The 18,327-nt window shown below is 72.5% G+C and carries 18 protein-coding genes; 7 read left to right on the top strand and 11 right to left on the bottom strand.

Annotated elements, in window-relative coordinates; genetic code table 11:
• Positions 1 to 19: 19 nt before the first annotated feature.
• Complete coding sequence (locus ACWDRB_RS17500; RefSeq protein WP_449894917.1) at positions 20 to 328, bottom strand: helix-turn-helix domain-containing protein; 309 nt, start codon at positions 326 to 328, stop codon at positions 20 to 22.
• A gap of 311 nt (positions 329 to 639) precedes the next feature.
• Positions 640 to 1,332 carry a TetR/AcrR family transcriptional regulator gene (locus ACWDRB_RS17495; RefSeq protein ID WP_449894914.1) on the bottom strand — a complete coding sequence of 231 codons (693 nt, stop codon included), beginning with the start codon at positions 1,330 to 1,332 and terminating at the stop codon, positions 640 to 642.
• Between the two features lie 54 nt (positions 1,333 to 1,386).
• On the opposite strand from ACWDRB_RS17495, the gene ACWDRB_RS17490 reads away from it, so the two are divergent.
• Entirely contained in the window at positions 1,387 to 2,541 is a 1,155-nt protein-coding gene (locus ACWDRB_RS17490) for an FAD-dependent oxidoreductase (protein ID WP_449894912.1), read from the top strand.
• A 276-nt stretch (positions 2,542 to 2,817) separates the two neighbouring features.
• Here the strand turns inward: ACWDRB_RS17490 and ACWDRB_RS17485 are convergent, their stop codons facing one another.
• Together ACWDRB_RS17485 and ACWDRB_RS17480 are read right to left on the bottom strand one after the other, a co-directional pair.
• On the bottom strand, positions 2,818 to 5,361 hold the full coding sequence (locus ACWDRB_RS17485) for an FtsX-like permease family protein (protein ID WP_449894909.1): 2,544 nt from the start codon (positions 5,359 to 5,361) through the stop codon (positions 2,818 to 2,820).
• Positions 5,355 to 6,083, bottom strand: a complete 729-nt coding sequence (locus ACWDRB_RS17480; protein ID WP_350725127.1) for an ABC transporter ATP-binding protein — start codon at positions 6,081 to 6,083, stop codon at positions 5,355 to 5,357. Before ACWDRB_RS17480 ends, ACWDRB_RS17485 begins: the two co-directional genes overlap by 7 nt.
• Positions 6,084 to 6,145: 62 nt before the next feature.
• Between ACWDRB_RS17480 and ACWDRB_RS17475 the strand changes: the two genes are divergently transcribed.
• Together ACWDRB_RS17475 and ACWDRB_RS17470 are read left to right on the top strand one after the other, a co-directional pair.
• The gene (locus tag ACWDRB_RS17475) at positions 6,146 to 8,842 is read left to right on the top strand and encodes an AAA family ATPase (RefSeq protein ID WP_449894906.1); all 2,697 of its coding nucleotides are present in this window, start codon (positions 6,146 to 6,148) and stop codon (positions 8,840 to 8,842) included.
• Between the two features lie 235 nt (positions 8,843 to 9,077).
• Complete coding sequence (locus ACWDRB_RS17470) at positions 9,078 to 9,311, top strand: hypothetical protein (RefSeq protein ID WP_449894904.1); 234 nt, start codon at positions 9,078 to 9,080, stop codon at positions 9,309 to 9,311.
• On the opposite strand, the gene ACWDRB_RS17465 is transcribed toward ACWDRB_RS17470, so the two are convergent.
• The 4 genes from ACWDRB_RS17465 to ACWDRB_RS17450 form a co-directional block, all read right to left on the bottom strand.
• Positions 9,292 to 9,606 (bottom strand): hypothetical protein, encoded by a 315-nt coding sequence (locus tag ACWDRB_RS17465; RefSeq protein ID WP_449894902.1) that lies wholly within the window; start codon positions 9,604 to 9,606, stop codon positions 9,292 to 9,294. The two genes, ACWDRB_RS17470 and ACWDRB_RS17465, sit on opposite strands and share 20 nt — an antisense overlap.
• A 24-nt stretch (positions 9,607 to 9,630) precedes the next feature.
• Positions 9,631 to 10,422, bottom strand: coding sequence for an arginase family protein (locus ACWDRB_RS17460; RefSeq protein ID WP_449894900.1), 792 nt, complete (start codon positions 10,420 to 10,422; stop codon positions 9,631 to 9,633).
• 100 nt (positions 10,423 to 10,522) lie between these two features.
• On the bottom strand, positions 10,523 to 11,122 hold the full coding sequence (locus ACWDRB_RS17455) for a TetR/AcrR family transcriptional regulator (RefSeq protein ID WP_449894898.1): 600 nt from the start codon (positions 11,120 to 11,122) through the stop codon (positions 10,523 to 10,525).
• Entirely contained in the window at positions 11,092 to 12,612 is a 1,521-nt protein-coding gene (locus ACWDRB_RS17450; RefSeq protein ID WP_449894896.1) for an FAD-dependent monooxygenase, read from the bottom strand. Before ACWDRB_RS17450 ends, ACWDRB_RS17455 begins: the two co-directional genes overlap by 31 nt.
• A 39-nt stretch (positions 12,613 to 12,651) precedes the next feature.
• On the opposite strand from ACWDRB_RS17450, the gene ACWDRB_RS17445 reads away from it, so the two are divergent.
• Both ACWDRB_RS17445 and ACWDRB_RS17440 read left to right on the top strand, forming a co-directional pair.
• Positions 12,652 to 13,008 (top strand): DJ-1/PfpI family protein, encoded by a 357-nt coding sequence (locus tag ACWDRB_RS17445; protein ID WP_449894894.1) that lies wholly within the window; start codon positions 12,652 to 12,654, stop codon positions 13,006 to 13,008.
• Positions 12,972 to 13,334, top strand: a complete 363-nt coding sequence (locus tag ACWDRB_RS17440) for a hypothetical protein (RefSeq protein WP_449894891.1) — start codon at positions 12,972 to 12,974, stop codon at positions 13,332 to 13,334. Before ACWDRB_RS17445 ends, ACWDRB_RS17440 begins: the two co-directional genes overlap by 37 nt.
• A 35-nt stretch (positions 13,335 to 13,369) precedes the next feature.
• Here the strand turns inward: ACWDRB_RS17440 and ACWDRB_RS17435 are convergent, their stop codons facing one another.
• A complete protein-coding gene (locus ACWDRB_RS17435; RefSeq protein WP_449894889.1) occupies positions 13,370 to 14,143 on the bottom strand; it encodes an FHA domain-containing protein in 774 nt (257 codons plus the stop codon).
• Positions 14,144 to 14,222: 79 nt separating this feature from the next.
• Positions 14,223 to 16,016 (bottom strand): protein kinase domain-containing protein, encoded by a 1,794-nt coding sequence (locus tag ACWDRB_RS17430; RefSeq protein WP_449894886.1) that lies wholly within the window; start codon positions 16,014 to 16,016, stop codon positions 14,223 to 14,225.
• 241 nt (positions 16,017 to 16,257) lie between these two features.
• Here ACWDRB_RS17430 and ACWDRB_RS17425 point away from each other — a divergent pair, with 241 nt between their 5' ends.
• Together ACWDRB_RS17425 and ACWDRB_RS17420 are read left to right on the top strand one after the other, a co-directional pair.
• Positions 16,258 to 17,148, top strand: a complete 891-nt coding sequence (locus tag ACWDRB_RS17425; RefSeq protein ID WP_449894884.1) for a protein-L-isoaspartate O-methyltransferase family protein — start codon at positions 16,258 to 16,260, stop codon at positions 17,146 to 17,148.
• A gap of 53 nt (positions 17,149 to 17,201) precedes the next feature.
• On the top strand, positions 17,202 to 17,738 hold the full coding sequence (locus ACWDRB_RS17420; protein ID WP_449894881.1) for a GNAT family N-acetyltransferase: 537 nt from the start codon (positions 17,202 to 17,204) through the stop codon (positions 17,736 to 17,738).
• A 39-nt stretch (positions 17,739 to 17,777) separates the two neighbouring features.
• Here ACWDRB_RS17420 and ACWDRB_RS17415 read toward each other — a convergent pair whose 3' ends face one another.
• Positions 17,778 to 18,221, bottom strand: coding sequence for a DUF6194 family protein (locus ACWDRB_RS17415; protein ID WP_397367133.1), 444 nt, complete (start codon positions 18,219 to 18,221; stop codon positions 17,778 to 17,780).
• Positions 18,222 to 18,327: the final 106 nt, after the last annotated feature.

Below are 18,327 nucleotides of genomic sequence, written 5' to 3'. Positions count from 1 at the left end.
CGGCTGGGGAGGGATGATGCTAAGCGGCGTGAGCCTCGAACCAGACCGATCCGAGATCATGGCCGGAGGTGAGCCGGACATCGGCGTCCAGGGCCGCGGCCAGGCGGCGTAGCAGCGCGATGGTCGGTGCCGTCCCACCTTCCTCGATGCACTCGATCTCGTCCTCGGTCATCATCGTCCGATCGGCCACCTCCGCCACGCTCAAGCCGAGTGCGACGCGACGATCGTAAAGCGCCTTGCCGAAGGCCAGCGCCTCGCGGATGGCAATGCGTTCAGGATCATCTGCCTGCTCAGAAGGACGGACCCAGCGAGTGTGGTAGCCGGACATCACACCTGCCTTTCACATACAGCTCGCGGGATTACCCAGCCCTCCTTGATCGTTACTAACAGTAACGAGAGCGCATGTCGCGCCGGATGGACTTCGCGGAACGCCCCACTTGTCCTGGCTGAACTCCATGAGTGATCGGGAGTCGCGGCTTCGCCCCGACCCCCGGTGAGGTGGCCTGCGGGCCCCCACGCCCCCGGCCGTGGGCCACGTTTCACCAGGATGTGTCGTGGGTCGCGCAGCGATCGACCAAGGAGCAGTTGGCCCTTTCGCGAGCCCGCAGTGCCACGGATGTCACCAGGAAGTCCTGAGCGTCACGCCGGCGGCCGGGTGAGTTTGGCGGCCACGGCGTCGAGGACCCAGTCCAGGCCGGTCGCGAAGGACACCTCGGCGTCCACCTCCGTGCCGTCGTGCACGGCCTTGGACAGTGCCGGGAAGCGGCCCGTGGCCAGCATCCTCCTCACATGCGGGCCGGACGCGCGCTGCCAGTCGCGCTTGGACAGGCCCGTGGCGCGCTCGGCCCGCAGGTTCGCGATCTCGCGCCTGAGCGCGCCGGTGAAGTAGGCGCTGACGGTCTCCACGGCGCGCATGACGGTGTCGAGGTCGGCGAGGCCGTCGAGGGCGGCCAGCGTGGCCTCGGTCACGGCGAGGGCGTTCGGGCCCAGGGTCGGACGGCCGCCGAGCAGGTCGGCCAGCCATTCGTGGCGGAGGGTGGCCTGCCTGGTGAGGTGGGCGCGGATGCGCAGCACCTCCCGCCAGTCGCCGGGCTGCTCCTCGGGGAGGATCTCGGCGTAGACCTCGTCCACCATGAGGTCGAACAGCTCCTCTTTGGTGGAGATGTATCCGTACAGCCGCATCGGGCCGACGTCCAGCCGGGCGGCTACCTTGCGCAACGACACCGCCTCCAGCCCGCCCTCGTCGGCCAGCGCGACGGCGGCGGCGACGATCCGCTCCCGGTCGAGCGGCGCGGGGCGAGTCGGCGGCTCCGGCCGGTCCCACACAGTCATGGGTTACATCGTACTGTTGCGATACACCGTAATAGATCAATACAGTATATCGACATGAGACACCGTATCGCTGTGATTGGGGGCGGCCCTGCCGGCCTTACCTTCGCCCGCGTCCTGCACCGCCACGATCACCCCGTCACCGTCCTCGAACGCGATCCCGCCCCCGACGCCCGTCCCCCGGGCGGCATGCTGGACCTGCACGAAGGGCTGGGCCAGCTCGCGATGAGCAAGGCGGGGCTGCTGGCGGAGTTCCAGGCGCTGTCCCGTCCTGAGGGGCAGGCCATGCGCATCCTGGACACGGACGGGACCGTCCTCCGCGACTGGCAACCCCGTCCGGGGGACCTGGCCAATCCCGAGATCGACCGCGGGCAACTCCGTGACCTGCTGCTCGGCTCCCTGGACGTTCAGTGGGGGCGGGGCGTGACCGAGGTGGTGCCGGAGACCCGGGATGGCGTGCTGGTCCATTTCGCGGACGGGCGGCAGGAGACGTTCGACCTCGTGGTCGGCGCGGACGGCGCCTGGTCCCGGGTCCGCCCCGCAGTCTCGCCCGCGACGCCGCACTACACCGGCATCACCTCGGTCGAGACCTCCCTGGACGACGTCGACACCCGCCACCCCGACCTCGCCCGGCTGGTCGGCGACGGTTCCATGGCTGTGTACGGCGTGAACCGCTCCCTCGTCGCCCAGCGCAACAGCGGCGGCCACGTCAAGGTGTACGCCCGGTTCCGCGCGCCGCTGGACTGGCACACGAACGTGGACCGGCATGTGGGCCTGGACGCAGGCCTGGACCTGGCTGACGTCGAGGCTGTGCGATCAAGCCTGCTGGCTATGTTCGACGGCTGGGCCGCTCCCGTCCTCGACCTCCTCCGCCACGGCACCGCTTTCGTCCACCGCCCCCTCTACGTCCTGCCCGTGTCCCACACCTGGGCCCACGTCCCCGGGGTGACGCTCCTGGGCGACGCCGCCCACCTGATGCCCCCCTTGGGGGCAGGCGCGAACCTCGCGATGCTGGAAGGCGCCGAACTCGCCGAGTCCGTCGTCGCCGCCCCCGGCCCTGGCGATCTGGACGAGGCCGTCCGCGCCTTCGAGGAACAGATGTGGGCACGGGCCGGCAGGTGGGCGGAGATCACGACGGCCGGTCTGGAACGCCTCGTGAGCCCGGACCCCACCGAAGCCATCGCCCGCTGGGACCAAGTCCAGCCGTCCTGACTGCCAAGCGCGAGAGCACCAGCACCAGGTGGCCACCACCACCTCCTCCGACGGCCGCCGGCGGTTCGCCGTGTCCGTGACGGTGGCCATGGACGGTGACGAGCGCCTCACCGTGCCGAGGCGCGGGCCGCCTTCCTGCCGCCCGGCAACAGCGGTTCCAGCATCGCCCACTGTGCGGCGGTCAAATCACCTTGACCCATACAAAGCTCATTTCGGTAGTGGACCACCCAGGTGATCCACTACCGAAACAAGTCCTTTCGCCTCTGGGTACCGGATTCACCTGGGGATCGCCACTGCCCGGACACGGATTGAGGGCAGTACGGTCGCCAGCACCGCGAGCATCGAACAGAGGGCGATCACCCCGATGACCGGTTGCCAGGGCACGTCGATCGTCACGGGGCCGGCCAGTTGCAGCAGCGCGGCGTACAGTCCGAGCAGACCGAGCGCGGTGGCGAGGGCGGCGAGGAGCACGCCGACCGCCACGACCAGCAGCGCCTCGGCCACGACGTATCGCAGGACCTGCCCCTTGGTGGCGCCGAGCAGGCGTAGCGCTCCGTGCTCGCCCGCCCGGTCGGGGGCCGCCATGAGCAGGGTGTTGACCTGCGCGATCACGGTGTAGCTCAGCATGATGCCGAGCACGGCCAGCAGGCCGAGACGGCTGGCTGAGGCGGCGCGGCCGGTGACGGTCCCGGCCCAGGCGGCCTTGGTTATGGAACGGGCGTTGTGCCCCTCTACGGCCTGCTCCAGCGCCTTGGCGGCGGAGGTGCCGGGACGCAGCTTCACGTAGGCGAGCGAGGGCAGGGTGGACAGCGCGTGCGCCGGGGTGACGTACGCGTCCGCGGTGGAGTCGGCGCCGAGCAGTGCGACGACCGTCAGGGACACCTGGCTGCCGTCGGCCCGCCACAGCCGCACCCGCTGGCCCAGGTTCACCTCCCAGGTGGGGGAGACGGCGATCGTGTCGTCGCGCAGCTCCGCGAGCGATCCGGCGGTCACGGGCACCGACAGGGCGGTCGTGAGCGTGGCCGGGTTCACGGCCTCGGCGGGGCGCTGGATGAGCTGGGTCCCGGCGCCTTCGAGAGTGTAGAGGCTGGTCGGGGTCACGGTAGTGACGTCGGTGCCGGGGACGGCGCGCAGGCGTTCGGTGAGTTGCCGATCCAGCCCGGCCGTGCCGGACGGCAGCACCAGGTAGTCGGCGCGTACGGGGTCAATCCGCATCGCGGCCTTGGTGGCGTCGGTCATCGCCGCGGCGCCGAGCAGGGTGGCGGCCAGCGCGACAGTCATCAGGACCGGCGCGGCCGTGGCGGCGGTACGCCTCGTGGAGGCGACGGCGCCGGCGGGGACCACGAGAGCGCCCGCGCCGCGCAGCCGTCCGAGCGGGGCGGCGAGCAGGTTCGCGACCGGGCGGACGAAGACCGGGGCGAGCAGCCCGGCGGCGGCGATGAGCAGCATGACGATGGGCATGAAGGTCTTGTTGTTGGTCGCGCCCGACGGGTCGCTGACGGCGTTGACGGCCATGCTGATGACGGCGGTGGCGAGCAGGCCGCCGCCGGCGATCCAGCGCCCGGGCGTCATGGCCCGCGGTTCCACCGCCGCCTGCCGCAGCGCCTCCGCGGGCCGCACCCGGCCCGCCCGCCAGGCGGCCACGACCACGCCGAGCACGGCGACCAGCACTCCCGTGCCGAAGGCCACGTACGAAGGCACCGGGGAGGTGGAGGGCACCAGCCAGGCGGGCGCCATGCCGAGGGAGCTCAGCAGGTCCAGGATCGGCCGGGTGGCGAGGGGGCCGGTCAGCGCGCCGAGCGCGGAGGCGGCGATCGCGACCAGGAGTGCCTCGCCGTACACCATGCGCCTGACCTGGCCGGTGGTCGCGCCCACGGTGCGGAGCAGGGCGAACTCTCGCTGCCGCTGCCCGACCGCGAAGGCGAAGGTGGAGGAGACCACGAACACGGCGATGAACCCGGCGAAACCCGCGGCGATGCCGGCGATCGTGTTGGCGTTGTTGCGGGCCTGCTCGTCGCTCTTGCGGGACGGGTCGAGCAGCGCCCGCTCCTGGCCGGTCAGCACCTTGACCTCGGTCGAGATCGCGGGGGTCCCGTTCTGACGCGATGCCGCCCCGGATGTGATGGCCTGGCCCGGGGTGGGCTGGTCCGAGGTGGCCCGGTCCCCAGTGGTCTGGCCCAGCTTGGTCCGGCCCGCGGTCGACTGGCCCAGGGCGGCGCGGACCTCGGCGGCGGGGCGCCACACGGCCAGCGCGTCGATCCGCGGTGACAGCCGGGCGGCCCGCTCGTCGGTGAAGAACACGGTCGGCTGCGGCCCCGCCGCGGCGATCCCCACCACCCGGTACGACCGGGTCCCCGCCGCGGTCACCACCTGGACCCGCCGCCCGACCTGGGCGCCGGCGGTGACGACGATCTCGTCGTCCGCGGCGGGCGCCCGTCCCGACGACAGCTGCTGCGGCGCCGTACGGGCGGCGGACCAGGGACGGCCGACGGCGGGCGGGCCACCGGCGAGCTGCGCGGCGAAGATGCGATCCACCACGGCCCCGGGCATGCGTCCGGCCAGCTCGGGAGCCAGTCCGCGCGGCTCGGCCAGCGGCGCGCCACTCTCCCCGAACGGGCTCCGCACGGTGAGCCGTTCGTCGGACACCACCACGACGGGCGCGGCGGCGTACCGCTGTGGCCCTCGGTCGGGCGAGGAGATGCTGGAGGCCAGCACCTGGCCGAGCGCGGCCATGAGGGCCGCGCCGAACGCCAGGGCGACGAACGTGCCGGCAAAGGACGACCACCGGACGCGCAGCGTGGACCAGGCGATCCTCAGCACGACGCCTCCAGCTGCAGCATCCGGGTCGCGACCTGCTCGGCGCTCGGGTCATGGAGCTCCCCGTAGACCCGGCCGTCGGCCAGGAACACCACGCGGTCGGCGTGGGCGGCGGCCACCGGGTCGTGGGTGACCATGATGATGGTCTGTGCCTGCCGGTCGACGAGTTCGCGCAGCAGCCGGAGCACCTCGCGGCTGGTGTTGGCGTCCAGGGCGCCGGTGGGCTCGTCGGCGAACAGCACCGCCGGCCGGGTGACCAGAGCGCGGGCGATGGCGACGCGCTGCTGCTGGCCGCCGGACATCTCGGCGGGCCGGTGGTCGACGCGCCCGGCCAGGCCCACCGCGGTCAGGCTCTGGCGCACCTGCTGGGAGTCGGGGCGGCGGCCGGCCAGGCGCAGCGGGAGGGCGACGTTCTGGGCGGCGGTGAGCGACGGCAGCAGGTTGAAGGACTGGAAGACGAACCCGATCCGGTCGCGCCGCAGCAGCGTCAGCTTCTTGTCGCTGAGCGTCGCCAGGTCCCGGCCGTCCACCGTCACCCGCCCCGAACTCGGCCGGTCGAGCCCTGCGGCGCACTGCAGCAACGTCGACTTGCCCGACCCCGACGGTCCCATCACGGCGGTGAACGTGCCGGCGGCGAAGCCGATCGACACGTCGTCGAGCGCCGTGACGCCGTGTGCGTAGTGTTTGGTGACCGAGCTGAGGTCGACCGCTTGCGTGGAATTCATGACGGTGACGCTATGAAGGCCGAGACCTGGGCGGTACCGGATGAATGACTAGGATTCGTCCCATGCTTCGGGGGCGGGAGTCTGAACAGCAGGCCATTGACGTGCTGCTCGACCAGGCTCGCGCCGGACGCTCCGGCGTGCTGGTGCTCGGGGGCGAGCCGGGGATCGGCAAGACCGCCCTCCTGACCTACGCCGGGGAACGCGCCCAGGACATGCGGGTGCTGCGCGGCCTGGGCGTCGAGACCGAGGCCGACATCCCGTACGCCTCGCTCCACCTGCTCCTGCGCGGCGCGCTCGGCCACCTTGAGTCGCTGCCCGAGCCCCAGGCGGCGGCGCTGGAGGGCGCCCTGGGCCTGGCGCCCGCGCGGGCCGACGACCGGTTCCACGTCGGCGTGGCCGTGCTGTCGCTGCTGGCGGAGCTGGCCGAGGAGGAGCCGCTGCTGTGCCTGGTCGACGACGCGCACTGGCTGGATCAGGCTTCGGCGGGCGTGTTGCGCTTCGCCGCGCACCGGCTGCACGCGGAGGGCGTCGTGATGCTGTTCGGCGCGCGCGACGGCTTCGACCCCGGGAGCCTGCCCGGACGGCGGCTCGGCGGCCTGGACGACCGTAGCGCCGCGCAGGTGCTCGCGGACGCCGCGCCCGGCCTCACCGGCTCAACCCGCCTGAAGATTCTCAAGGAGAGCGCGGGCAACCCGCTCGCCCTGCTCGAACTGCCGCGCACCGCCGACCTGCCGTTCTACGACCACAGTCCGCTGCCGCTGCCGGAACGCCTCCGGCTGGCCTACGCCGCCCGCGTCGGCCGCCTGCCCCAAGCCGCCCGGACCGCGCTCCTGATCACCGCGCTGGCGGACGACGGGGACCTGAACGTGATCACGAAAGCCTGCGCCGCGCTCGGCATCGAACCCGCCGCTTTGGGCGCGGCCGAGCGCGCGGAGCTGGTCACGATCGCCGGCCGGCAGGTGCGCTTCGCCCATCCGCTCATGCGCGCGGCGGTCTTCCAGCTCAGCACGTACGACCTGCGCCTGGCGGTGCACCGGACCCTGGCCGGTCTGCTGGCAGATCGGCCCGACCGGCGGGCCTGGCACCTGGCAGCCGCCGCGACGGGTCCCGACGAGGCGGCCGCGCGAGCGCTGGAGGACATGGCCCGCCGAGCCGGGGACCGCGGCGCGAGCGTCAGCGCCTGCACCGCGTTCGAGCGGGCGGCCGAGCTGAGCCAGGACAAGGAGCTCAAGGGGCGCCGGCTGCTCTCGGCCGCCGTGCACGCCACTGAGGCGGGCCAGTCGCAGCGGGCCCAGCGGCTGGTCGAGGCCGCCACCGCGCTCGTGCCGGCCACGTCGGCCCGCACCACGCTCCCCAAGCTGCGGGCCAGGATCGCCCTCGACCAAGGCGCCCCTCACCTGGCCCACGACCTGCTGCTCAAGGGCGCCGCGGACGTGGCCGGCGACGACCGCGCCGCCGCGGGCCTGATGCTGGTCGAGGCGGCCCGCAATGCCAACCGGTTCGGCGACGCCGGCAGGCTCGTCGAGGCCGCCGACCGGCTGCGGGAGCTGGACCTGCGCCCGGAGGACGACCTCGACCTCGCCAGACAGGCCGCCCTGGGAACGGCGCTGCTGCTGACAGAAGGCCCCGCCGCCGCCCTGCCGATCATGCGGGAGCTCGTGTCCAAGGGCAGCCGGATCACCCCGGAAATGCATTCACGCCGGATCAACGCCTCCTACTTCGCCCTCCAGACCGGTGACTTCCAGGCCGCGTGGGAGATCGCCCGCGCCGCCGCCGACGAATGCCGCACCAGCGGCGAGCTCGGCAAGCTGGCCGTCCTCCACATCACGCTCGCCACCAGCGAGATCTTCCTCGGCAGGTTCACGGACGCGACGGCCACCGCGACCGAGGGCCTGCATCTGACCGCCGAGACCGGCCGGCCGAGCAGGGCGGGCTGCATGCGGGGCATGCTCGCCTGGATCGCCGCTGCCCGGGGCGACGCGGACCGGTGCGGCGAGCTGGCCGCCGCCGCGCACCAGCAGTACGACGCCAACGGCATCGTCAACGGCCTGGCCTGGGCCCAGTGGGCGCAGGCCCTGCTCGATCTGGGCCGGGGCCGCCACGCCGTGGCTCTGGACCGGCTGGAGACGGCCCTGGCCGGGCCGGCACGCCACCAGTTCCAGACCGTCCACTTCGCCCCCGACCAGATCGAGGCTGCGGCCCGGCTCAGCCTGCCCGCCGAGCAGCCGCTGCGCCGCTACGAGGCATGGGCGGAGGCATCCGGCCAGACCTGGGCGCAGGCCGTACTGCACCGCTGCCGGGCCCTGCTCGAACCCGACGGGGAACGAGCGCACGACCATTTCCGCTCCGCCGTACGACTGCACGCCGGCGGCGGCCACCCCTGGGAGTCGGCGCGCACCGCGCTGGTCTACGGCGAGCGCCTGCGCAGGGACCGGCACAAGAGCGCGGCTCGCGCGCAACTGCGCGCCGCGCTCGAGACCTTCCAGCGCCTGGGCGCGCGGCCTTGGGCGGAACGCGCAGGCCACGAACTGCGTGCCGCCGGCGACACCGGTCTCGTCGCCGCCGGGGCTGATGCGCTGTCGGCGCTCTCCCCCCAGGAGCTGCAGATCGTGCGCCTGGCCGCGGCCGGGCGCACCAACAAGGAGATCGGCGCGCAGCTCTTCCTCAGCCCCAAGACCGTCAGCTATCACCTGTACCGGGCCTTTCCCAAGCTCAACGTGACCAGCCGGGCCCAGCTCGCCGGGCTCGACCTGGCGTGAGCGGCTCTAGAGGGCTCTAGAGGGCTCTAGAGGGTGATGTCCTCGCCCTGTTCGAGGGCGGCGTCCCCCTTGGTGCGCGGCCAGACGACCTTCGGCATGGGCGCCGACAACGGGGTGCCCTCCAACTCGCCGTGCTGACCGAGGCGGCCGGCATGTTCACGGCGGCCGTGGCGGCGCCGAGCGAGCAGGCGCCTTCACCGCCGCGTCCTGCGAGCTGGACGGCCGGCCGCGCGAGTTGCGGAGCTTCCTCCTCGACATCGTGACCCGATGGCGGGCTTTCCCGCGCGAGCAGATCGTGATCGCGCAGGCTTCGGGCGACCTCGCCACGACACTGGACGCGGACGACCCTCGTGACGCCCCTGACGGGGATTGCGATGTCCGCCAACCAGGAGATTCAGCTGCTCGGCGACGCCACCGCGACGGCACGCGCCCGGCGTCTCATGCTGGCCCTAGTCGAGGAAGGACCTGAGATGAGGGAGCAGAGCGTCCCACGAGACGTTGTGGTCCTGGCCTTCGAGGACCACGTGCCGGCAGTACGGCAACCCGTCCGACACGGCCTGCGCGGCGGCCGGAGCCCACGGGCCGGTCCTGGAGCCGGTCAGGACCAGAGCGGGGACCTGCGGCCACCGCTGGAGCGCCTGCGCGAAGGCGTCCTGCGCGCACTCCTCCGCCAGGTCCCAGTCACCGGTCATCCGGATGAGCGTCGCGACGATCTGGCCCCATTCCTCCCGGAACAGGCCCTCGATCGTCGCCTCGACGGTCAAGGTGACCGGGCCGGCCGGGAATCGTCAGCGCGTCAGCGCGGTGCCCAGGCGGCGGATCACCTCGGCCTCGCCGGGGTCGGCGTCGTCGCCGGACGGCGCGTGTTCGGTGATGGCCGCCCCGACGACGTCGTCCACCTGGGAGACGAGGTCGATCAGCCGCTGCGGCCGCACGCCGTCCGGCTCCGGGTAGCAGGTCGAGCCGAAGGCGGTGGGCTCCAGGACGTCGAGGTCGACGTGTACGTACACGGGGCCCCGCAGATCGTCGAGCACGCGCTCCAGGTCGTTCACGCCGTACCTGCGCAGGCCGGTCTTCTCGAGGTACTCGTGCTCGGACACGTCGCCCGCCCGCTCCCCGGCGATGATCACCTGGTGCGGTCGCAGCGGCCGCTCCGGCGTGAGGCCGGTCGGGCCGTCCCCGAGCAGCGCGCGCACCACCATTCCGTGGAAGGCGCCCGACGGCAGGGTCTGCGGGCTGTAGACGTCCGGGTGCGCGTCGATCCACAGCACCGTCAGAGCGTCCCCGTAGCGGGCGTGGGCGGCGTCGATCGGCGCGATGTCGACCGCGCAGTCGCCGCCGACGGTGATCACCCGGTCGTCGATGCCGGCCAGTGCCTCGCGCGTCAGCCGCTGGTTCTCCACGAGCACGTCGTACGCGCGAACCCCGGCGGCCCTGTCCCCGCCGGTCTCGAGCACCGGCACGGTCACCACCGCGTCGGCCGGGACGAGCGCGGCGGCGCGGCGGGCCCCGGCCATCAGCCGCGGCGCGCTGCCGGACGCCGAGCCTTGCCATTGCGGTACGCAGAGCACAGTGGTCATGCGGCGACGATACGGGGCGCCGGAATCCAAGGTCCAGATCATTTCATGCCGGCCGACGCCGCAGCGGTAGGTGATCGCCCGCTGTTCCTGACCTAGGAAATCAAGACTGGTATCCGATGTGGCGCAACAGAACCCGCAGCCGGCGCTCGATCTGTACGGCGGTCACCTCTTCCGCATGCTGAAGCAGGACGGATCCGATCGAGCTGGCCAGGATGTCCTGGATGACGCTCGGGTCGGTGTCCGCTGGGAGGTGGCCGGCGTCGATGGCCTGCTGCGCGATCTGCGCCAGGGCGTTCAGCCGTGGCTGCAGGTAGCGCTCGGTGTAGGCGGTCACCAGTTTCGGGTAGTCGACCGAGGCGCCGATGACGCGTGCCATCAGTGCGCGGAAGCGGGGGCGGCTGAGGAGTTCGGCGATGGATGAGATCAGTTCGTCGATCGACTGCCCGGCCGGGGCGGCGTCCATGTCGGGGGCGCGGGCATGCTCCAAGGCGGCCATCAGGAGGTCGTCTTTGGCTCGCCAGCGCCGGTAGACGGTCAGTTTCGCCACGCCGGCGCGTTGGGCGACCGCTTCGATGCTGGTGCCCGCCGCGCCGCGTTCGATCATCAGGTCCAACGCCGCGTCCAGGATGGCGGCGTCGTTCTCCGGATCGCGTGGACGGCCGTGGCGTTCTACGCCGGCCACAGCACCTGATTCAGCCATGCTGCCAGTTTGTCGGGTGCCGGATGGTCACGCCAACCGATGTGCCCGTCGGGGCGGATCAGCATGACATCGGGCGAGCTGGGCTGCTCCACCGGGGTGAGCGCGACGATCAGGTCGGCCCCCAGTCGCGCCGCGGCGGCCTCGGCGTGGCGGGCGGCGACGTGCTGATCATCGGCGAGCAGCACCCAGCGTCCGGAGATCGCGGCGTGCAGGGTGGTCCGGCCGCCGTCGAGATGCCGGCAGGTGAGGTCGGGCATCCGGTCGCCGGGACGGAGTCCGGGCATCCACCGGTGCACGGCAGGGGCCAGCGGTCCTCCCCGGTAGCTGATGCCGAGTTGGGAGGCGGCCAGCCACAGCCGGCGCTGCACTGCGGGCAGGCGGACGACCGGCAGGACGACGTTGTCGCGCAGCAGGCGTTTCCAGGGGTTGTGCGGCAGCATGATGTCCACGGCGGTGCTGGTGGCGCGCAGGACTTTGCGGGCCAGCGGCCGTCGTTCGCCTTCGTAGGTGTCGAGCAGTCGCTGGTCGGCGCGGCCGCGGGTGACCAGCACCAGCTTCCATGCCAGGTTTTCCGCGTCGCCCAGCCCGGTGTTCTGTCCCTGGCCGCCGGTGGGGCTCTGGATGTGCGCCGCATCGCCGGCCAGCAGGATCCGGCCGCGCCGGTAGGCGTCGGCCAGCCGGCGGTGGATACGGAACTCCGAGGCCCAGCGGACGTCCGTGACCGTGTCGAGGCCGATGCCGCTTCGGCGGGAGAACTCGCTCAGCACCCGGTCGCTGATCTCGCGTTCGGACAGCTGGTCCGGCAGATCCGATGGTGGTTCGGTGAACACCCGCCAGGTGTCGTCCGGCAGCGCGGTGACCGACAGCATGTGACCGGCCTCCATCCAGGTCGTACTGCCGTTCTTGTCCAACGGCCACCGGGCCCGCACGTCGACCATCAGCAGGCGTTCGAGGAGTTTGCGGCCGGGAAAGCCGATGCCGGCGAGCTTGCGTACGGTGCTGTGCGCGCCGTCGCAGCCGATCAGCCAGTGGGTCTCGATGTGGTGCTCGGCGCCGTCGGCCGTCCGCACGGTGGCGGTGACGCCCGTGTCGTCCTGCCGAGCCTCGACCACCCGGGTGCCCCACTCCACGTGGCCGCCCAGTTGGGCAAAGCGTTCCCGCATCGTGCCCTCGACCTCGGCCTGCGAGATCAGCAGCGCCTGTTTCGGCTGGTCGGCGACGGCTTGGCCGACGTGAAGGCGCAGCACGGTGCGCGATCCCTCGTTGTAGGACATGTTGAGCGAGGACTGGGAGCGCTGTGGCAGGTCGCCGAGTGCGCCGATGCGTTCCAGGACCTCGACGCCGCGTGGTTGCAGGCCGAGGGCCCGGGAGGTGGTGGCGGGGCCGGTGGCGGCGTCGATGACGCGCACGGGGATGTCGTGCAGTGCCAGGTGGATGGCCAGGGCCAGCCCGGTGGGGCCGGCGCCCGCGATGAGTACGGTGTCAGTCACTTAGTAAACGATACGGTACCGATTACTAAGTAGCCAAGGGTGGCGGGGCCGGCGCGGATGCGGCACGGCTCCGGTGGTTACCGCATCCGGCACGCGTCCGTCGACGGGCGGCCGGTGCGCACGGATGTCGGTGTGCCGCTGGGAGCGGACCTGGCGCTGGGCGAGCTCGACGGGCCGATCGGCACGCTGCTGGTGCCGGGGTACGCGCCGTCGGACGGCGACCGTCCCGGCGAGGCGTTCCTGAACGTGCTGCGTGACATCGGCGGTCGCGCGCACCGGGTGGCGTCGGTGTGCACGGGCGCGCTCCTGCTGGCGGAGGCCGGGCTGCTCGACGGGCGGCGGAGCACACCCTGCCCGCGATGGCGGCCCGGGCCACGGTCAGCGAGCGCCATCTGACCCGGCTGTTCCGCCGTGAGATCGGGCTCACCCCCGGCCAGTACGTCGAGGTCGACGGTGCCGACTTCGCCGCCCGGTTCCTGGAGCAGCACGGCATCACCGACGCCCGCGTCGACACCGTCTGGGACGGCATCGCCCTGCACACCTCCCACGGGCTGCACGATTCCCCCGTGTTCGCCCGTCGCCGCCCGCCGGAGATCGCGATCGCGCTGAACGGCATCGGCGTCGACCTGACCGGTGGCCCCGACGATCTGCCCGCCGGATACGCCGATCGCGTGCACGCCGCCTATCCCCGCCACGGCGGCGCCCGCGCCCTGACCGACTGACGGGGCGTCTCGGCCCAAGCGGCCGCCCAAAGTGCCTATCGGGCGGGGTCGGTCTCCAGGAGGTCCAGGTCCGGGGGGACGAGGGTGGTCGACTCCACCAGGCCTCTGAGGAGGTTGTGCAGGAGGTTGTTGTCGTACGGGCGGCCTTCCGACCGGTCGTGGCGCAGCGGGTACGTGAAGCCGGCGGCGTGGAGGCGGTGCCGCACGGCCTCGATCCGGTCCTCGACGATGCCCGCCCGCCATTTCTCCCCGGGCCGCAGGTAGGCCAGCCGGGCCTCGGCCTGGTTGTACGTCAACGGGCGCGGAGCCTCCTCGTACAGCAGGTAGCGCTCGCCCAGTACCACCAGGAGCAGGCGTTCCGTCTCGCTGAGGCCCCAGATCTTCGGCGGGGTGGTCGCGGCCGCGTGGAGGTCGGCCTGGGTGTCGCCGTAGGCGCCCGTGACGTAGAGCTCCACCAGGTGCTGGCGGTAGCCGGAGCCCCTGATGAACAGCGGGGTGTAGCCCGGCGCCAGCGGCACGGGGTCGGTGGAGCTGTGCATCAGCTGGCCGCGCGGCAGGCGGACGAGCTGCTGGCCCAGGTTGCGCAGCCACCACCGGCTGTCCTCGTACGTCGCCTCGGCGTGCAGGCGGCTCACCGACTGGTCGTCCGCGCCCACCCGCAGATCGACGGTCGGGCGCTGGTCGCGGCCGAAGCGGACATGACGGCCCGGGCGTGGCGCGACCCTGATGCCGCCCATGATGGTGCGGGCGTGCAGCGTGCCCGGGACGGCCGGGTCCACGCCGTGGGCGAGGCTGTGGGGAGCGCTCATCTGTTCGCCTCCTCGGTGCTTGTCGGACGCAGCCGTATGGTGCCCCAACCTCTCCGGGACCCTCCCCGGAAGCGTGACGTCAGGTGCCGCGCAGCTCGGCGGTGGCCGAGCGGGCGAGCGCGGTGGCCATCCCGCACAGCCGGTCCATGGGGCGCGAGCCGCCGACCACGAGGAGTACCTCCTCGACCGCCGTCCGGCCGTCCTGATCGGTGTACGGGCGGAACACCACCTCGACCTCGCAGGCCCGCTCCTCCCGGTCCGGCCGGACGAAGGCGCGGTAGCCGTTGATCCGGGTGGCCGTCCCGTCCTCGGCGGTGGGCGGCTGGTCGCGGTCGAAGTCCAGGTCCACCCAGGTGTCACTGGTGGTGCTGTCCCACTCGCAGTCCCACCCGCCGAACCCGACGTCCGGGCCGGCGGCGTCGATGCCCGGGACGGCCTCCAGGGCCTTGCCGGACAGCAGCGAGCAGGCGTCCCGCTGCGCCAGCGACGTGGCGGGGAGCGGCGGGGTACGGCGTTCGAGCGGGCCCCGGCCGAGCGCCCGCGCCGCGACGGTGGCGGCGGCGTCGGCGATCTCGCAGAGCCCGGCCTTGCCCTCGTCGCCCTCCCACCGCGCGCGGACTTTCACGATGACGTCGTCCACGCCGGGCAGGACGAGCGTCCGCGAGCACTCGTCGCTCTCGGCGGGGTCGTCGGCCACCGTGATCCCGCCCACGGTCCGCGCGGCCCCGAGCTGCTCGGGCGGCGGGTCGTGGTTGAGGTCCACCACGACGTCCACGACTCCGCCGCCCGGCGGGGACACTCTGACGTCGCACCGGTCGAAGTTCCCGTAGTCGCGGTCGAGCTCGGTCTTCCCGAACCGGTCGAGCGCGGTGGCGTCGGTCATGGCGCAGGGGTCGGCCGTGCGGGGGTCGCCGATCAAGAGGTCCCCCGCTTGCGCGGGGGTGGCGGGGGCCACCGAGGCTCTGGGCGGCGGTGTGCCGCGTTCTCCGAGGACGGACACGGCGGCGATCAGCACCGCCGCGGCGGCCACCGCCGCCACGAGGAGCGGAAACCATCGCCGTGCAGGGACCGGCGGCGGCGTTCCGGTGATCTCGGCCAGCCGTTTCCGTACGTCCTCGATCTCCGGCCGCTCCCGGAGGTCCAGCCGCAGCATCTCCCGCAGCAGCCCGTCCAGCGGTCCCACGTCCGCCGTCAGCGAGACGTCCGAATGCGCGGCCCGCCACGCCACGATGTCGGCGTCCGATTCCGTGTCGCCGGCGCCCCGGCGCGGCGGGCGCCCGGCGACCAGCGCGTAGAGGGTGGCCCCGAGGGAGAACACGTCGGACCTGGGGTCGGGCTGCCCCCTGATGACCTCGGGGGCGGCATAGGCGACGGTGTAGCTGATGGCGCCGTTCGTGGTGATCGTGTCGCGGCCCCCGACCCGGTACGCGGCGCCGAAGTCGGCCAGCTTCACGACGCCGTCATCGGCGGCGACGATGTTGGCCGGTTTCACGTCGAGATGCACGATGCGCTCGGCGTGCATGGCGGCCAGCGCGTCCGCGATCTGCGCGCCGACCTGCGCCGCCCGCTCCAGCGACATGGTCCGGCCGTCCAGGCTCCCGCCGGGCACGTGCTCCATCACGAGCCAGAACGTGCCCGTCTCCGGGTCGTCCACCGTATCGTGCAGGGTGACCACATGCCGGTGGTTGAACGCGGCCAGGGCCCGCGCCTCGGCGCGTAACCGGCTGGATCCGGGGTTGTCGGCCAGCAGGCGTTTGACCACGACCTCCCGGTTGAGGCCCAGGTCCAGGGCCAGCCAGACCTCGGCCGCGGCGCCGCCGCCCAGGCAGGTGACCAGCTGGTAACGCCCGCCGATCGCCGTGCTCCCGGGCACCCCGATCCCCCCTCGCCGGTGTTTGGCGCGATGGTTCCGAATTTACTGGGTGATCGGGGAGATACGCAGCGTTTTGGCGGCGCTTCTGACGGCGTTCCCTCACCCGGCGCGCGGGCCGGATGTCAGCGCCGCCCACCTCGACGGTGACTTCCATGGAAACCCTTGCCGCATCCGGATCGTAGTCGTACCGTCACGGATAGCGTTTCCCGAGATATGGAGGTGGAGCTGTGGGGAGGCACGAATGCGGGCATCCTTTCGCGAACGGGGCGGTGTGATGTTCACGCACATCGCGTGGCGGCTCGACGCGATGATCGCGGCGATCACCGACCACCGCCCGCCCCTCACCCGGCCGATCGAGCAGGCGCTGCGGGCGGTCCCGCGCCACTGGTTCGTGCCGCCGGTGGGGGAGTCGCCCGAGCGCGACGGGCGGAACGCGCCGATCGACCGGGAGGCCGACCCGCCGGCCTGGTGGGACGCCGTTTACGCCGGGCGCCCGATCGTCGCCGCCGACGGGTGCTCCTGTCCCGCGCCCAGCGCGGTCGCCGACCTGCTGGAGCTGCTCGGTCCGGCGCCGGGCCAGAGGGTGCTGGAGGTGGGCACGCGTACGGGGTGGACCGCCGCCCTGCTGTGCCGGCTGGTCGGGCAGTCGGGGAGCGTGACCTCCATCGAGGCGGATCCCACCGTGGCCGAGCAGGGTGCCAAGAACCTGGCCGCCGCGGGAGCGCTCCCGCACCTGGTCGTGGGCGACGGCACGGCGGGGTGGGCCGAGCGGGCGCCGTACGACGGGGTGCACGCGACGTACGCCGTGCGGACCGTGCCGTACGCCTGGATCGCGCAGACCAGGCCGGGCGGGGTGGTGGTCGCGCCGTACGGCGACGGGCACGCCCTGCGGCTCGTGGTCGGGCCGGACGGCACGGCCGGCGGCCGGTTCTCCCCGCTCACGACCATGACGTGGACGCGGCATGACACCCCGCCGGGCGCCGTCCTGGCCGAGGACGTCCTCGCCGAGCCGGGTGACGCCCGCCGGACGTGGGCGGACTGGGGTGAGCCGGAGCGGGAGCGGTTCGGCGTGACGATCACGCCCGACGGGCAGCGGGTCTGGCTGGACAGCCCCGAGCGAGTGATCGGCTGACCCCGCTGAAATTCGGTTGACCCCGCGCGGAGCCCGTCAGAAGGATGCGGGGGGTGCAGATCGAGTTCACGAGATTCTCCCCGGACGACGTCGAAGCGCTCGTCGGCTTCCTCACCGGGCACGAATGGCCCTTTCACGCGGGCGTCCAGAACCCCGAGACCGTGCGCGAGCGCGCCGCGGACGGCCTCTACGACGACGAGGAGTCCAGGACGTTCTGGGTGCTCGCCGACGGGGAGCGCGCGGGCCTGGTCCGGCTGCAGGACCTCGCCGACGACACCCCCCTGTTCGACCTGCGGATCGGGCAGGAATGGCGGGGCCGGGGCCTCGGCGCCGCGGCGGTCGCCTGGCTGACCGGCTACCTGTTCACCGAGCTCCCGCACGTCACCCGGATCGAGGGCACGACCCGCCAGGACAACCACGTGATGCGGGCGGTCTTCCGCAAGAGCGGGTACGCCAAGGAGTCGCACTACCGGGAGTCGTGGCCGGGCCTTGACGGCACGGTCCACGACGCCGTCGGCTATGCGATCCTGCGCCGCGACTGGCTCTCCGGCACGGTGACGCCCCCCGACTGGGACGACGAACCCCGCTGACCTCGCTGCGCCTGGCCGGGGACCGGCCAGGCGCGAGCGTCAGGAGGTCTTGCGGGGGCGGTGGCGGGTGACGGCGCGCGTGTGTGCCTCGGTCAGGAGGGGGCGGGCCTGCTCGCCCGGGTTCACGATGGCGATCCAGCCCTGGGTCGCGTACTTGGGGTGGGGGAGGACGCGGTCCTCGGCCGTGTAGTCGACCTCGGCGTCGTCGCCGGCGAGCCGCTGGAGGGTGGCGCGCCCGACGGCGATGTTGAGCCGGAACACGCCCGGCCTGTTCAGGTCGGAGAAGGTGTCCCAATCCGGGTAGTCCTTGATGACGATCGTGGCGAACGGCTGCCGGGGATGGGTCTCCAGGGTGCCTTCCGGGTCGTAGAAGAAGAACGTGTCGCCCCAGGCCATCTCGGGGGCCTCGCTGTTCTCCTCGATGGTCTGGGTCACGACTCCGGGGAAACCGGACACGAACTCGATGATTTCGCTCTCAGTCATACCTTCAAGTGTTTCATTGCACTGCCCTGTGAGACTTTGCATGATGAACAGGCCATCGACCGCGTGAAAGCCTCAAACCGCTGACCTGTGCGACAGTCTGGAGACC

This window comes from Nonomuraea sp. NPDC003707, assembly GCF_053587055.1.
The sequence above is the reverse complement of the archived record's forward strand: the minus strand, read 5'-3'. Positions and strand labels throughout refer to the sequence as shown.